The 14,292-nt window shown below is 39.4% G+C and carries 15 protein-coding genes; 14 read left to right on the top strand and 1 reads right to left on the bottom strand.

The features are described from left to right. Positions 1 to 16: 16 nt before the first annotated feature. The 8 genes from H8692_RS08430 to H8692_RS08465 all read left to right on the top strand — a co-directional run bounded on the left by H8692_RS08430 (position 17) and on the right by H8692_RS08465 (position 7,178). Positions 17 to 874 (top strand): MBL fold metallo-hydrolase, encoded by an 858-nt coding sequence (locus H8692_RS08430; RefSeq protein WP_187525460.1) that lies wholly within the window; start codon positions 17 to 19, stop codon positions 872 to 874. Next, positions 837 to 1,325 (top strand): RecX family transcriptional regulator, encoded by a 489-nt coding sequence (locus H8692_RS08435; RefSeq protein ID WP_187525461.1) that lies wholly within the window; start codon positions 837 to 839, stop codon positions 1,323 to 1,325. Before H8692_RS08430 ends, H8692_RS08435 begins: the two co-directional genes overlap by 38 nt. 16 nt (positions 1,326 to 1,341) lie before the next feature. After that, positions 1,342 to 2,043, top strand: a complete 702-nt coding sequence (locus H8692_RS08440; protein ID WP_187525462.1) for a tRNA threonylcarbamoyladenosine dehydratase — start codon at positions 1,342 to 1,344, stop codon at positions 2,041 to 2,043. A 2-nt stretch (positions 2,044 to 2,045) separates the two neighbouring features. Further along, positions 2,046 to 3,302: a DNA recombination protein RmuC gene (locus tag H8692_RS08445; protein ID WP_207722979.1), complete on the top strand. Its 1,257-nt coding sequence runs from the start codon at positions 2,046 to 2,048 to the stop codon at positions 3,300 to 3,302. A gap of 15 nt (positions 3,303 to 3,317) precedes the next feature. Beyond that, complete coding sequence (locus H8692_RS08450) at positions 3,318 to 4,025, top strand: metallophosphoesterase (RefSeq protein WP_187525463.1); 708 nt, start codon at positions 3,318 to 3,320, stop codon at positions 4,023 to 4,025. Positions 4,026 to 4,041: 16 nt separating this feature from the next. Next, complete coding sequence (locus H8692_RS08455; protein ID WP_177270014.1) at positions 4,042 to 5,346, top strand: pyrimidine-nucleoside phosphorylase; 1,305 nt, start codon at positions 4,042 to 4,044, stop codon at positions 5,344 to 5,346. Positions 5,347 to 5,355: 9 nt separating this feature from the next. After that, positions 5,356 to 6,435 (top strand): BMP family ABC transporter substrate-binding protein, encoded by a 1,080-nt coding sequence (locus H8692_RS08460; protein ID WP_243206957.1) that lies wholly within the window; start codon positions 5,356 to 5,358, stop codon positions 6,433 to 6,435. Positions 6,436 to 6,533: 98 nt separating this feature from the next. Beyond that, positions 6,534 to 7,178, top strand: a complete 645-nt coding sequence (locus tag H8692_RS08465; protein ID WP_177270016.1) for a TetR/AcrR family transcriptional regulator — start codon at positions 6,534 to 6,536, stop codon at positions 7,176 to 7,178. A gap of 13 nt (positions 7,179 to 7,191) precedes the next feature. Here the strand turns inward: H8692_RS08465 and H8692_RS08470 are convergent, their stop codons facing one another. Further along, the gene (locus H8692_RS08470; RefSeq protein WP_177270018.1) at positions 7,192 to 8,286 is read right to left on the bottom strand and encodes a CdaR family transcriptional regulator; all 1,095 of its coding nucleotides are present in this window, start codon (positions 8,284 to 8,286) and stop codon (positions 7,192 to 7,194) included. Positions 8,287 to 8,432: 146 nt separating this feature from the next. Here H8692_RS08470 and H8692_RS08475 point away from each other — a divergent pair, with 146 nt between their 5' ends. The 6 genes from H8692_RS08475 (at position 8,433) to H8692_RS11050 (ending at position 14,292) form a co-directional block, all read left to right on the top strand. After that, a complete protein-coding gene (locus tag H8692_RS08475) occupies positions 8,433 to 9,821 on the top strand; it encodes a C69 family dipeptidase (protein ID WP_177270020.1) in 1,389 nt (462 codons plus the stop codon). Between the two features lie 26 nt (positions 9,822 to 9,847). Beyond that, entirely contained in the window at positions 9,848 to 11,440 is a 1,593-nt protein-coding gene (locus tag H8692_RS08480; protein WP_177270022.1) for an APC family permease, read from the top strand. Continuing rightward, positions 11,433 to 12,581 carry a glycerate kinase family protein gene (locus tag H8692_RS08485; protein ID WP_187525464.1) on the top strand — a complete coding sequence of 383 codons (1,149 nt, stop codon included), beginning with the start codon at positions 11,433 to 11,435 and terminating at the stop codon, positions 12,579 to 12,581. The genes H8692_RS08480 and H8692_RS08485 overlap by 8 nt, the downstream gene beginning before the upstream one ends. A gap of 177 nt (positions 12,582 to 12,758) precedes the next feature. Further along, a complete protein-coding gene (locus tag H8692_RS08490) occupies positions 12,759 to 13,193 on the top strand; it encodes a hypothetical protein (protein WP_177270026.1) in 435 nt (144 codons plus the stop codon). 137 nt (positions 13,194 to 13,330) lie between these two features. Continuing rightward, positions 13,331 to 13,894 (top strand): D-alanyl-D-alanine carboxypeptidase family protein, encoded by a 564-nt coding sequence (locus H8692_RS08495; protein ID WP_346727779.1) that lies wholly within the window; start codon positions 13,331 to 13,333, stop codon positions 13,892 to 13,894. Between the two features lie 146 nt (positions 13,895 to 14,040). Further along, positions 14,041 to 14,292, top strand: a complete 252-nt coding sequence (locus H8692_RS11050) for a hypothetical protein (RefSeq protein ID WP_187525465.1) — start codon at positions 14,041 to 14,043, stop codon at positions 14,290 to 14,292.

The following is a 14,292-nucleotide window of genomic DNA, read 5'->3' on the forward strand; positions in this document are numbered from 1 at the left end:
GAAAATAAGAAGCGATATGGATAAAGGAATAAAATTCAAATTTCTGATGGAAAACAAGACAGATAATCCCGGGATCTTGGCCGAACACGGACTTTCCATATATATAGAAGCATGCGGCAAGAGGATATTATTTGATGCCGGAGCTACGGATATATTTGTGAAAAACGCTGAGATGATGAATGTGGATCTTTCCGACGTTGATTTTGCCGTAGTAAGCCATGGACATTATGATCATACGGGAGGATTTCCCTCTTTCTGTGAGATTAATGAAAAGGCTGATATATATATACATAAAAATGCTTTCAGAGAATCTTATGTTTTGAAAGACGGAAGGCTTTACGGCCCTGATGACGGAATAAGATGGAACAGAAGCCAGTATGATTTTATGAAGAAAAGACTTGTTTTTACGGATGGGCCTGTTCGTATAAGTGATGATATTTGCGTTACAGGAACTATTAAAAGGGAAGATGGTTTTCAGCCTACTGAGAAATTTTATTACAGAGATGGTGAGGGAAATATAACAGAGGATGATATGTCTCATGAGCAGTGTCTTGTTATAAGGCAGCCTGAGGGACTTTACATTTTCTCCGGATGCAGTCATACAGGAGTTATATCAGCGATAAACACCAGTAAGGCGCTGTTTCCGGGAGAGCGTATGGCTTTGCTTGTGGCTGGGATGCATCTTTACAGCGCCTCGCTGCAGATAAGAACAGATGTTATAGATAGGATAGAAGCTGAGCAACCTGAATGTGTGATGCCTGTGCATTGTACAGGCATAGAGGCCATATGCGATCTTAAGTCGAGATTGGGGGAACGGTGTATTATCGCTACAGCAGGTGATAGTTACAATAGGAATGGTGATACAAATGGCTGATGTCAGAGAAAGCGCAGTCAGATATTTGAATGTTAAGCCGAGAACAAAGCAGCAGGTAATAAAGTATCTTACGCGCAAAGGGTTTAATGAGGATGATATAGGTCAAGTTGTGCAGGATCTGGAGGAATATCATTATATAGACGACCTTAGTTACAGTTCATTGTATTTTGAGTATGGATTTGGAAAAGGAAGAGGGATCGCCAGAATAAAAAGAGAGCTTGCGGAAAAAGGCGTAGATCATGAAATCATCGAAATGGCACATCAAGGGCTTGAGAGTGTTCCGGATCAGTATAAGGCAGCCTGTGATATCGCCGGTAGTATGATGCGAGGAGTAGATACAGAGACTATGGATTATGACGAAAAGAGAAAGTTTCAAGCAAAGATAGGAAGACGGCTTATGACAAGAGGATTTTCTTCTGATATAGTGTATAAGGTCATAAATAATTTATGATGCGAAAGGTTTAGAAATGAAAGAACAATTTGACAGAACAGAGCTTGTCATAGGTGAAAAAGGTATCGGCAGACTGTCCTCTGCTTCTGTAATAATACTGGGCGTAGGAGGAGTAGGAAGTTATACTGCAGAGGGTCTTGCTCGAGCAGGTATAGGAAAGATAACATTGGTGGACAGGGATACTGTAGATGTAACTAATATAAACAGACAGCTTCCGGCTCTTTACAGTACTGTAGGGCGTCCTAAAGCTGAAGTAATGGCAGAACGCATAAGGGATATAAATCCGCAGTGCGATGTGACTGCAGTAAAATGTTTTTTTCTTCCTGATAAAGCTGATGAGTTTGATTTCAGTAAGTATGATTATGTCGTAGATGCAATAGATAATGTTACAGGCAAACTGTCTATCATACAGAAGGCATGCAGTGAAAATGTTCCCGTCATATCATCGATGGGAACGGGGAATAAACTGGATCCCACAAGGTTCAGGATAGATGTTATCGAGAAGACAAAAGTATGCCCTTTAGCAAGGATAATGCGAAAAGAACTGAAATCAAGAGGGATACAGGGGATTAAAGTCCTCTATTCCGATGAGGAGCCTATAAAGCAGGCGGGAAGAAAGGCGCCGGGGAGCATATCTTTTGTACCTTCTGTGGCCGGACTTATAATTGCAGGGCAGGTAGTAAGGGATATACTTGGGGACATTGACAGAGAGGAATAGATATGGAGAATATAAGTCTTGTGTTGCTGGTATTGTTTACGGCAATAATAGTTTTGATAGTATTGGCAATAATCATAATAATGAAGATGACACGGCGCGGCAGCATGGGCCAGGAAGGAGAACTGCGGAGAGATATCAGAGAAGAGATGAGCCGCTCCAGAAGAGAAACTGCTGAGTCTGTTCAAGGAAGCATAAAGCGTATGAGTGAGATGATAGCCCAGAATCAGCGAGAAAGCGCAGAAGCTCAGAACAGAAGGCTTGCTGAACTTAACAAACAGCTGGCAAGTACCTCTATGAGTATAGAGCAACGGCTTGAAAATATCAGAATTTCTATGGAACGTAAGGTTACGGTTATGACGGAAGAAAACAACAGACAGCTTTCAGAAATGAGAAATACTGTGGATGAAAAGCTGCAAAAGACTCTTGAGGACAGAATCGGAAGGTCATTCAGACAGGTGAGCGATACGTTGGAACAGGTAACGAGAGGTTTGGGAGAAATGCAGACATTGGCGGCAGGAGTAGGAGATTTGAAGAAAGTCCTTTCTAATGTTAAAACAAGAGGAATAGTCGGAGAGATACAGCTTGGCGCTATATTATCACAGATGCTTTCTCCTGATCAATATGATGAGAATGTAGCTGTTAAAGGCGGCAGTGAACGTGTAGAATATGCAGTAAAATTTCCCGGTGAGGGAGATTCACCTGTATATCTTCCCATAGATTCAAAATTTCCGGCTGATGCTTATACTAATCTTCTCGATGCTTATGATACGGGAGATAAACAGATTATAAAGGCTGCTGCTGATGGACTCAGGAATGCTGTCATCAAAGCAGCGAAGGATATAAAAACGAAATACATAAGTCCTCCGGCGACAACTGAATTTGCTATAATGTTCCTTCCTTTTGAGGGGCTTTACGCAGAGGTTTTAAGACAAGGTATAGTAGATACTCTTCAGCGTGATTATAGGATAAGTATAGCAGGCCCGACTACGATGTCAGCAATGCTCAACAGTTTTCAGATGGGATTCAGATCATTGGCGCTCCAGAAGCAGTCGGGGCAAGTATGGGATACTCTTGCTAAGGTAAGAAATGAATTTGATAAATTTGGAGATGTCCTTGTCAAAACTCAAAACAGAATGGAACAAGCGCAGAAAGAGCTGGAAACACTTGTAGGGGTGAGAACTCGAGGTATACAGAGGGCTCTTAAAAATATATCGTCTGCAGGAGAGTCTGAGAAATTATCTGAGAAATTTGAAGAATAAAAAAGGATGAATCAAATGAGCATATATGCTATATCAGATCTGCACCTATCTTTTTGTCCGGATATTCAAAAACCTATGGATATATATGGTCCCAGGTGGCATGATCATGCAGAGAGGCTTAAAGAGAACTGGTGTAATATCATAACAAAGGATGATACGGTGATATTGCCCGGAGATATATCGTGGGGACTTAAATTCGATGAAGCTAAGTATGATCTTGACTGGGTGGCGGAGCTTCCCGGCCATAAGGTGATTTTCAAAGGCAATCATGATTTATGGTGGAATGGTATAACTAAATTAAATAGGATGTATGAATCTGTTACTTTTATTCAAAATGACTGCTATAGAGCTGAGGATCTGTTCATATGCGGGACAAGAGGTTGGATAACTCCTGATAATGATGATTTCAGGGAGTCTGATGAAAAGATATATAACAGGGAGATGCTCAGGCTCCGTGCATCTTTGGATAGGGCAAAAGCTAAAGGCTGCACGGATGGGAGTCATGTACTTGGAGTTCTGCATTATCCTCCTGTATCAAAGGCGGCGTCATTTTCAGGGTTTCAGAAAATATTTGAAGAGTATGGAGTAACACGTGTCATATATGGACATATACATGGTGAGGATGGGTTTAGGAATGCGATAGAAGGAATGCATTATGGTGTGGAGTACAGCCTTGTGTCTGTGGATAGACTTTCCTGTATGCCTATCTGTATAAAGCCATGAGAAGGAGGGGGATTAAGTGGATACAGTAGATATAATCGTAAAAAAAAGAGATGGCGGAAAGCTTGATGATGAAGAGATAAGATATATGATAATGCGTTATACTAAAGGGGATATACCGGATTATCAGATGTCTGCTTTTCTTATGGCTGTGTATTTTAAAGGAATGGATAAAGGTGAAACGACAGTCCTCACAGATGTTATGAAAAGATCGGGAGATGTGGTGGATCTCAGTTGTATAAATGGTATAAAAGTAGATAAACACAGTACAGGCGGAGTTGGTGATAAAACTACTTTGATAGCAGGCCCTTTGGCAGCTTCATGCGGAGTTCCTGTGGCTAAAATGAGTGGCAGAGGTTTGGGATTTACAGGAGGGACGATAGATAAACTTGAATCCATACCGGGGTTTAAAGTGTCTGTGGAAAGAGAAAATTTTATAGAACAGGTCAATACGAAAGGGATAGCTATAATAGGCCAGACAGGCCATATAGCGCCTGCCGATAAGAAGATATACGCTCTCAGGGATGTCACAGGTACAGTAGAAAATTTCAGTCTTATAACTTCAAGTATAATGAGCAAGAAACTTGCTTCAGGTTCTGATGCAATACTTCTTGATGTGAAATGTGGAAGCGGAGCTTTTATGAAGACTCAAAAGGATGCTGAAAAATTGGCTTCTATGATGGTAGATATAGGTAATATGAGTGGGAAGAAAACTATGGCAGTCATCACAGATATGGATCAGCCTTTGGGACGTGCAGTAGGAAATGCCATGGAAGTAAAAGAAGCTATACAGGTTCTTAAAGGGCAGGGTGAACATGACATAACTGAGTTATCTGTATATCTTGCGGGTATTATGATATATCTGGGACAGAAGGCCGCAACAGTTGAAGCAGGGATAAAGATGGCTTTCCATGCGCTCCGAAACGGCAGAGGTCTAAAGAAATTTAAAGATCTGATAACAGCTCAGGGAGGAGTTTTGGATATAATAGACAATACAGATCTTTTACCATCCGCCGGTGTTTCTCTTGACTTTAAAGCTTATGATGACGGGTATATAAATAAAATCGATGCTATGAGGATAGGAATAGCTTCGCAGCATACGGGAGCTGGCAGGTTTACGAAAGATGATGATATAGATTTTGCAGCAGGGATATATTTTTATAAAAAAACGGGCGCAGAAGTAAAAAGGGGAGAAGTTATTTGTTCTGTTTATGGCAATGATGTGAAAAAAGTTAAAAAAGCATTGGAAGAAATTAAAAGTGCTGTTAAAATAACCAGAGAAAAACCGGAACAGAGAAAACTTATAAAAAAGATAGTAAGGTAAGAAGGTATTATGATGAAACGCTTAATCAGTATAGTGGTAATATTAATCTCGACTGTGGTTTTGGCATCATGCAGCAGTTCTGAAAATCAGAAAAAAGCAGATGAGGAGGAAGGCTGTGAAATAGCTATGATTGCGGAAAGCGCTGATGTTGAAGACGGATCTTTTACTCAGGCTACATGGGAAAGCGTAAAGAGCTTTTCGGAAGAAAACGGTGTAAAAGCAAAAGTCTATAAACCCAAGGAGGCTTCACAGGAGCAATATATGACTTCTATAAAGGAGGCCGCAGATGACGGCGCCGGATTTATCGTTTTGGCAGGAAGCGGGTTTGAGACTACTGCATATGCAGCACAGTCTCAATATGCAGATTTAGATTTTCTTTTGATAGACGGAGTTCCTCATGATGAAAATAATACTTATGCTACAGCTGCTAATATGGTGAGTGTTGTTTTTGCTGAGGAAGAGGCAGGATATATGGCCGGATATGCAGCAGTGAAAGAGGGGTATACTAAACTCGGATTTATGGGAGGACAGGCTCTGCCTTCTGTAAAACGTTACGGATACGGATTTGTTCAAGGTGCTGCGGCTGCGGCTGCTGAAGATGAAGTAAAAGTAGAGATGAATTATAAATATACCGGAGTTTCGAAAGAATCAGAAGAAACGGAGAAGCTGGCATCCCAATGGTATGAAAGCGGTATTCAAGTGATCTTCGCTTCAGGCGGATCTATTGGAAAATCAGTAATTAAAGCAGCTGAAAAGTCTGAGGGTAAAGTAATAGGTTCTGATATGGATCAGAGTTCTTTGTCTGAGACTGTTATAACTTCTGCAGTAAAAGGAATCGATTCGGCTGTGGAAACCGTTCTTAAGAGTTATATTGGAGAGACTTTCACCGGAGGGACAGCGTTTAATTATGCGGCAAAGAATGACGGTGTAAAACTGGAAATGGAAAAATCTTCTTTTAAAAAGTTTACTGAAGAAAATTATAAAAAAATTTTTAATCAACTGAAAAACGGAAAAACAGAACTAAAAAAAGATACCGGAGTCGGCTCTGTGACAGAACTTACGGGAGAATGGGTAACGATAAAAGAATAAAACATGTTAAAAACATATGAATAATATAGGAATATTTTATAGACCATTTAAACAATCTGTGATAGTATAATTACTATGCATAAAAATGGAGGGACGACATGAAATCAAATAGAACAAAAGGAAAAATATTAGACACATCCATTAAATTGTTTAATGAAAAAAAGGCATCAAATGTAAGTACAGTTCAGATCTCCGCGGCTATGAAAATAAGTCCGGGTAATTTATATTATTATTACGCCAATAAAGAAGAAGTGATAAGATGTATCTGGAAGGAACGCATGCTTAAAGAAATAGAAGATCTTATTATTCAATATGAAAAGGTAGAGAGCGCAGGTGGTTTGCTTGACTTTTTCAAAGGAGCTATTTTGCATTGCTTAAAGTATAAGTTTTTCTATACTGAAATGCCTACATTATTCGTAAATGACAATTCATTGATAGATATATATGGAAGAGTGGAAAAACGGATAAGATCCGCATCAATAAGCATGTACAGATCGCTGACAGAAAAGGGCAAAGCTATAAGTCTTGAAAGAGAGATCTTGGAGACAGTAGCCTGCAATGGTATGTCTTTGCTTATAGGCGTCGTATCATACTGTGATGTGATGTCTTTAAAAGGCTTTGATATAAATGATGCGTCAAAAATAGTATGGGAGCGCATGACATGCTATATGCGGCCGTTCTTTACGGAGACGATGCAAAGTGAAGTGAATAATGAGCTGGCTTTAAGAGGGGTAGAAGTCTGATTGCCTAAAAGCTTTAACCGGCGGAAGGGCGGTACCATCTGCCGGCAAGATACAGGGCTGTGAGATCCTTGGAAATTCTGGGATCCAGCCCTGTTTGATTTATTATCTTATTTATTTTGTATTGTACCGTATTCTTATGAATGAACATTTCTTTAGCTATGGCGTTGATAGACCCATTGTTTTTATAATAAATGTCTATAAAATGTACTATATCGGGAATCTCATTTTTTCTGCAGGTTTTGAATACTCTGCCTGTAAAGCGTTTCTTACTGTCTGTGTCTACAGAATCAATAATTACATCAAGAAGCAGTTCGTCATATATATAGATACCGGGGCTGTTATTTTTATTAAGCATCATTATTCTGCGCGCCTGTCTGAATGATTCCGAAGCTGTGCTGCAGTTTGAACTGCAGGCACCTATAGCGCATATATATTTTTCCGCAGGAAATTCTTTGTTGAAGCATGAGACGAGATAGTCTCTGAATTTTTCAGGAGAATTAAAATTACCCACCACTATTCCCATGTCATTAGTATATCCGGTCAGTATATGATCCTTTATGAAACGGAGATCCAGAAAATCTTGGACATTGTTTGTTTTATCTATGTTGCAGATCAGTGCCACAGCGATAGCTGAACGGGGATCCATGTGATATTTTTGAAGTTCTTCTGTTATATCGGTAATGCTGTCAATTTCATCGTTCAGCCAGCTGTTTATGAAAAGCATTCTGGCCTGTTCTTTTTTATTTTTTCTCTGGATTATATCAAAGTCGTTTATCAGTATTTCGGTGACTTTTTTGATCAGTTTAGCGTACTGGCTTACTTCCGCAACATCTCCGGTGATACCTACTACACCGATTATACCGTTATCTGAAAAAATAGGAAGATTAATACCTTTTTTGCATCCTGTATATTCATCGTCATAATATACAGGCAGCTCATGAAGATGTTTTTTTATTACAAGATGGGCGCCTTCGTGAAACTGGCCTGCTCTCATAGGATCGGTACTGGCCATTATCATGCCTGTATCATCCATTATATTGATATCATAATCTATTACGGCGCTGATTTCACGTATTAGCTCAGTGGCTGTATTTTTTCCTATTTTCATGATAATACCTCTTTGTTTTATCAAGTCGTTTAGTACATATAACAATAAAATGTCGTTATTTTCAGATAAATACCTATATATAAATGTTATATATAATATTATAATAAAATCATTAATATACGTCAATCAAATCAGGAGGTAAGGAAATGAAAAAGAATTCAGCTGCTTCAAGATCGTGTTCTACGTTAATAGCATTAAAAAGCGCGACGAAACAGGGAGATATCATATTTGGCAAGAACAGTGACCGTCCTGTGAACGAGTCACAGCCTTTGGAATATTTCCCTCCGGCAGATCATGAGAAGGGTGAAATGGTACAGTGTACATATATTAAAATTCCTGAAGTGGAGCATACTTATGGATATATTGGTTCAAGACCATATAATATATTCGGATTCGAGCACGGTGTCAATGAAAAGGGCGTAATAATAGGCAACGAAGCAGTGACCGGAAGAGAAACCCCGGAACTCAAATGGGGCCTTATCGGAATGGATATTCTGAGACTGGCTCTGGCCAGATCAGACAGCGCAGCAAAGGCTGTTGAAGTTATGGGAGAGCTTCTTGAGACATACGGTACGGGTGGAGATCCTCTTATCAGACCGCAGTATTTCAATGCTAATTATATAATTGCGGATTATGATGAAGCGTATATGTTTGAATCATGTCAGCGAATGTGGGCCGCAAAGAAGATAGAGCATGTAGGACATATAGGAAATATATATGCTCTCAGGGATGATTATGACATGATTGGAAAAAATGTAATAAAAGATGCTGCTGCAAAAGGTTGGTGCAGAGAAGAAGAAAAGATAAACATAGGTCTCACTTTTTCTATTTCAGACTGTGACTATGAAGATGGAGAAGCATATTTCAGATACATAAGACAGGAAGAGCTTATGAGGGACAGAGATCCTTTTACAGTGAAAATGATGATGAACAATTTAAGAGATCATTATGATATGGATTACAGAAAGCCTATACAATATGATATTGCTACATCAAAAATGCCTACTATATGCTGTCATCCGGGCGGAATGAACGGGTGCGCATCAGCTGCAAGTGTAGTGTGCTCTCTGGATAAAAATGCTGCGGATCCTTTCAAGATCACATATTGGGGAAGCATGGCACCTCCGTGTTGTTCTGTTTTCACACCTAAGTTTAATCTGGGATGGATTCCTCAGCAGCTTAAAGTAGCAGATGCTGAATATGATTCAGCCAGTCCATGGTGGGTATTTACTGAGCTGGAAAGATATATATCCCTTAGTTATGAAGACTTTGCACCTATGGCGCAGGAAATATTTCAGCCTATGGAGGACGAATTTATCCAGCAGGCAGAGGATGCAAAGAAAAATTATGATGGAAATAATGAGAAGCTCAGGGAGTTTTCTCAGGAAGCCTTTGACAGAAGTATAGCTGCAGCCAGAGATTTGACATCGAAAATCAAAGCTAAGCTTCCGGATACAAAGATAAATTATCTTATGCTTGACTACTTTAGAGATTCTTCGGATATGTGCGGAATGCCATATGATCTGAAGCTATAGATGTTTACCGGCAAAGGAGAGGAAAAATGAGCAATAATGGATTGAAGCAGCATAAAGTAGGTGTTATCGGGATTGTAGGTATGATATATGCTATGACTGCTGCCGGAGCATATGGAATAGAAGATATGGTTTCTTCATCAGGTCCGGGCATGACTGTCATCATGCTGTTTGTACTGCCTTTGATATGGGCATTCCCTATAGCGTTGGCTTCAAGTGAATTGGGATCAGCCATACCTGATGAGTGCGGATTTTACAGATGGGTACAGAGAGCTCTGGGCGAGTTCTGGGGGTTTCAGATCGGCTGGCTAAAGAATATAGGAATATATATAAATGTGGCTGTTTTCGTAGTTCTGGCTACTGACTATATAGCTTCGTATCTGGGCCTTACCAATTTTCAGAGTTATATATGCAAGGTTGTCATAATAGCTGTATTTACATGGATAAATTTGAGAGGAATAAAAGATGTAGCCATTGTAAGCTCTATTATTTCGGGAGCTATATTGGTAGCTTTTGCAGGAATTGCTATAATAGGTTTTCTGAATTTTTCTCAGAATCCTTTTGAGCCTGTTGTAGCGACAGGGCAGACTGTAATAGGGAGTATAGGATCCAGTATAGCTATAGGAATGTGGATGTATGCCGGATATGAGTCGATGTCGAGTCTTGCCGGCGAGGTGGAAAATCCTCAGATAATACCTAAGGCCATAATAATAGCGCTTCCTCTTATAATAGGGACTTATGTTCTTCCTACTGTGGCATCTCTTGGAGCAGTGGGGCAGTGGGACAAATGGGGATCAGAAGGAGTTTCCTATGTGGATGTGGCGATGAAATTCGCTCCAGCCTTTGGTGTAGCCTTCGTAATGGTAGCCTTTATTTCCAATATTTCGATGTTCAATGTTTATCTGGCTTCAGGTGCCCGTGGATTTTTCGTAATGGCTGAGGATAATCTGGCTCCGAAAGCTCTTGTGAAGTGTGATAAAAAGCATGGTGTGCCTTATGTGGCTATCCTGAGTTTATCAATAGTTTCATTAATACTGTGTGCTTTCAAATTTGATATATTGGTTACGATAGTATCTCTTTTCAATCTGGGGCTGTATTCGCTGATAATGATATCTCAGATGGTACTGAGAAGGAAAGAACCTGATCTACCGAGACCTTATAAGATAAGATTGGGAAAAGTCGGCACTGATATTTTTTGTACGATACCTATAATAGTAGCTTTCATAGCATTGTTTATAAATGGAACAGATTATTTTGTAATGGGACTTTTAGGGATGATATCAGGACCTGTAGCATATATAGTATTTAAACGGATATATGGAGGCCTTTACAAGAATGATCCCGTGAAATATCCTATAAATAAGAAGACTAAATTGGCAGTGGGCGATACGAGAAGAATAGCTTTTGCCTTTGGCCTGCTGGCAGTACTGATGTTTATAGGGAGACTTTTCCTTCCGGGATATGAAGATCATCAGTATTATGCTGATACATATGGTGTAGATGGGATGTTCGATATATTCATGACTCTTATAACCATAGCTGCGATTATATGTGCAGTGTTGTCTGTGATATTTATGGTGATATATAATAAAACAGATGCGAAGGATGTAGTTAATGAATAATAAATGTTCAAACAAGAAATATCTTTTAATGCCTGATTCATTTAAAGGAACGATGGACGCTATAGAGGTTTGTGATATCATGAGAACTGCTATCTATGACAAAGACCATGAGGCTGATATCATAAGTGTTCCCATTGCTGATGGAGGCGAGGGAACAGTAGACTGTTTTCTTTCTGCTTTTGGAGGAGATAAAAAACATATATCCGTAACAGGCCCTTATGGAAAACAAATCACGTCTTTTTATGGGATTACAGGAGATGTTGCTGTTATAGAAATGGCTGCGGCATCAGGATTTTCTTTTGACAGTGACGGCATGAGAGATCCGTCTTCAGCGACTACTTTCGGAGTTGGAGAACTGATCAAAGACGCAGTTGAAAACGGCAGCAGAAAAATTATTCTGGGGCTGGGAGGAAGCTGTACCAATGATGGCGGCGTGGGAATGGCAGCTGCTCTGGGAACAAGATTTTATGATAGAAATGGAAGAGAATTTGTTCCTGTCGGTAAGAATCTGTGCAGTATAGAGAAGATAGATAATTCAAAAACCGATAAATTTCTGTCAGCAGTTTCTATAGAAGTAATGTGTGATATTGATAATCCTCTGTATGGTCATAATGGCGCAGCCTATATTTTTGCTCCTCAGAAAGGTGCAGATGAAGCCATGGTAGAGATGCTGGACAGAAATCTTAAATATTTTGCTGATCTTGTGAATTCAAATCTCGGTATAGATGTTTCATGTCTTTCCGGAGGTGGAGCTGCAGGGGGAATGGGCGCAGGAGCGTATGTTTTCCTTCATGCAGATATGAGGCAGGGAATAGATGTGATTTTAGATATGCTTCAGTTTGAAAGATTGCTAAAGGACTGCAAAGTCATATTTACAGGTGAAGGACAGTTTGACAGACAAAGTCTCGGAGGCAAAGTTGTAGTGGGTATATCCAAGAGAGCTAAAAAGGCAGATGTCCCGGTGATAGCTGTGGTTGGACGTATGAAGGAAGACATTCCAGAGCTTGCCGAGGTAGGCATTAACCATGTATTTCAGACAGATCCCGGTATATATAAAAATAAAGAAGAGCTCATAACGCATTGCAGAGAGGATTTGTATAATGCTATGATAAAAATTCTTGATGGGAATTATATAAATTAAATTTGTTCTTAGCGCACACGCTTTGATAATTGTTACAAGACTGAAAAAATGAGATTTCGATTTTACGGGATCTCATTTTTTCTTAGCCGGAATAATTCGGGAGAAACCAGCCATACTTATCTTATGATAAATAATTTAATATGGGGTTACCCGGATATGATAAGGAGTTGAAAATCAATGATTGAACAGGATACAATAAGATTGCTGAGGGAATGTGATGCAGGCATTAAGATGGGAGTTTCTTCTATAGATGATGTTTTTGATTATGTCAGCAGCGATGATTTTAGACATGCTCTTAAATATTGTAAAGATCAGCATGTAAAACTTCAGGATGAAATACAGACTCTTTTGGATAAATACCATGATGATGGAAAAGAACCTAATATGATGGCAAAAGGCATGTCATGGATGAAAACTAATGCCAAACTTGCTATGGATGGTTCAGATGAAACTATTGCAGATCTTATGACAGACGGATGTAATATGGGAGTTAAAACCTTAAATAAATACCTTAATCAATATGAAGCAGCTGATGAGCAATCGAAAAACATAACGAAGCGATTGATAAATCTTGAAGAAAAACTGGTGATGGATTCTCGCAGATTTCTATAACATGCAGAGCAGTGAATTGACAGAAAAATATTTATGATATTGCAGCATCAGTCATGATTTTATGATAGCAAAGCTTTGATCAAACCTTCTTTTTCCTTGAGATTATGCATACATTTAAGGAGAAGGGAGGTTTTTTAGTGAAAAGAATCTTAAAGAGATGGGAAAAAGTGCTTACAGGTGCCCTTATAGGTATATTTTTACTTGCAGGCGGTTTCATGGGTGTGGATAAATTTATGACTAAAGAGAGAAGTTTGACTATATTTGATGAGGCTTCTGTTGTATCGGGAAACGCACCGGCTGATGAATCTGCATCTTCTGATAAAGAAGTTAAAAATTCAGATCTTAAAATAGATGCTAAATCAGCTGTACTTATAGACGGAAGCAGTGGGAAAGTGCTGTTTGCGCAGAATGAAAAGGAACATCTGCCTCCGGCGTCTGTAACGAAGGTAATGACTCTTCTTTTGATATTGGAGGCTTGTGATTCGGGTAAGATATCACTTGATGATAAAGTGACCGTTTCAGAACGAGCAGCAGCCATGGGAGGCAGCCAAATGTATATGGAACCGGGTGAACAACATACTGTGGAGGAATTGCTCAAAGGGGTGATTATGGTCAGCGCCAATGATGGATGTGTTGCGTTTAAAAATATGCAGTTTAGGGAACAAAATAAAAACAGTATTACAAGCATTTGCAGCAGCTGATTGATTTAGGCTACGTTTATGTAGAAAAAAATGCTAATAATAGAAAGCTGAAGGGGAGGAATATATACATACTTCTATTACAGCTTCACCAAAATAGAGCAGAGAGTATTGATACCGCTGAAAGTACACTTTTAAAAGGTAGTATAATGTTTGAAATGGTTTCCAATATACCGGATACATCCGGCGGCATGAGTACAGCGCCGAATATGGCGAATATGTCTGGGGAAAGATCAGAAGTGTCAATGATACAGTCATCAAATGGCTTTGATGAGATGCTTGAGGGAACAGAAGGAGTGGACGGAGAAGAACAGATTGCATATACAGATATTTTTGTTTTGGAACATACCAAAGAAATCGGTATTCTGCGAGCTATTAATGCATTAAAACATAATATTTAG

The organism is Lentihominibacter hominis, assembly GCF_014385065.1.
Lineage (GTDB): Bacteria > Bacillota > Clostridia > Peptostreptococcales > Anaerovoracaceae > Lentihominibacter > Lentihominibacter hominis.

Bases quoted from the DNA above. Each gene is read 5' to 3' on its own strand.
- H8692_RS08465 (WP_177270016.1), top strand. From the start codon at position 6,534: ATGAAATCAAATAGAACAAAAGGAAAAATATTAGACACATCCATTAAA.
- H8692_RS08450 (WP_187525463.1), top strand. From the start codon at position 3,318: ATGAGCATATATGCTATATCAGATCTGCACCTATCTTTTTGTCCGGAT.
- H8692_RS11050 (WP_187525465.1), top strand. From the start codon at position 14,041: ATGTTTGAAATGGTTTCCAATATACCGGATACATCCGGCGGCATGAGT.
- H8692_RS08430 (WP_187525460.1), top strand. From the start codon at position 17: ATGGATAAAGGAATAAAATTCAAATTTCTGATGGAAAACAAGACAGAT.
- H8692_RS08475 (WP_177270020.1), top strand. From the start codon at position 8,433: ATGAAAAAGAATTCAGCTGCTTCAAGATCGTGTTCTACGTTAATAGCA.
- H8692_RS08490 (WP_177270026.1), top strand. From the start codon at position 12,759: ATGATTGAACAGGATACAATAAGATTGCTGAGGGAATGTGATGCAGGC.
- H8692_RS08485 (WP_187525464.1), top strand. From the start codon at position 11,433: ATGAATAATAAATGTTCAAACAAGAAATATCTTTTAATGCCTGATTCA.
- H8692_RS08480 (WP_177270022.1), top strand. From the start codon at position 9,848: ATGAGCAATAATGGATTGAAGCAGCATAAAGTAGGTGTTATCGGGATT.
- H8692_RS08440 (WP_187525462.1), top strand. From the start codon at position 1,342: ATGAAAGAACAATTTGACAGAACAGAGCTTGTCATAGGTGAAAAAGGT.
- H8692_RS08470 (WP_177270018.1), bottom strand. From the start codon at position 8,286: ATGAAAATAGGAAAAAATACAGCCACTGAGCTAATACGTGAAATCAGC.
- H8692_RS08460 (WP_243206957.1), top strand. From the start codon at position 5,356: ATGATGAAACGCTTAATCAGTATAGTGGTAATATTAATCTCGACTGTG.
- H8692_RS08445 (WP_207722979.1), top strand. From the start codon at position 2,046: ATGGAGAATATAAGTCTTGTGTTGCTGGTATTGTTTACGGCAATAATA.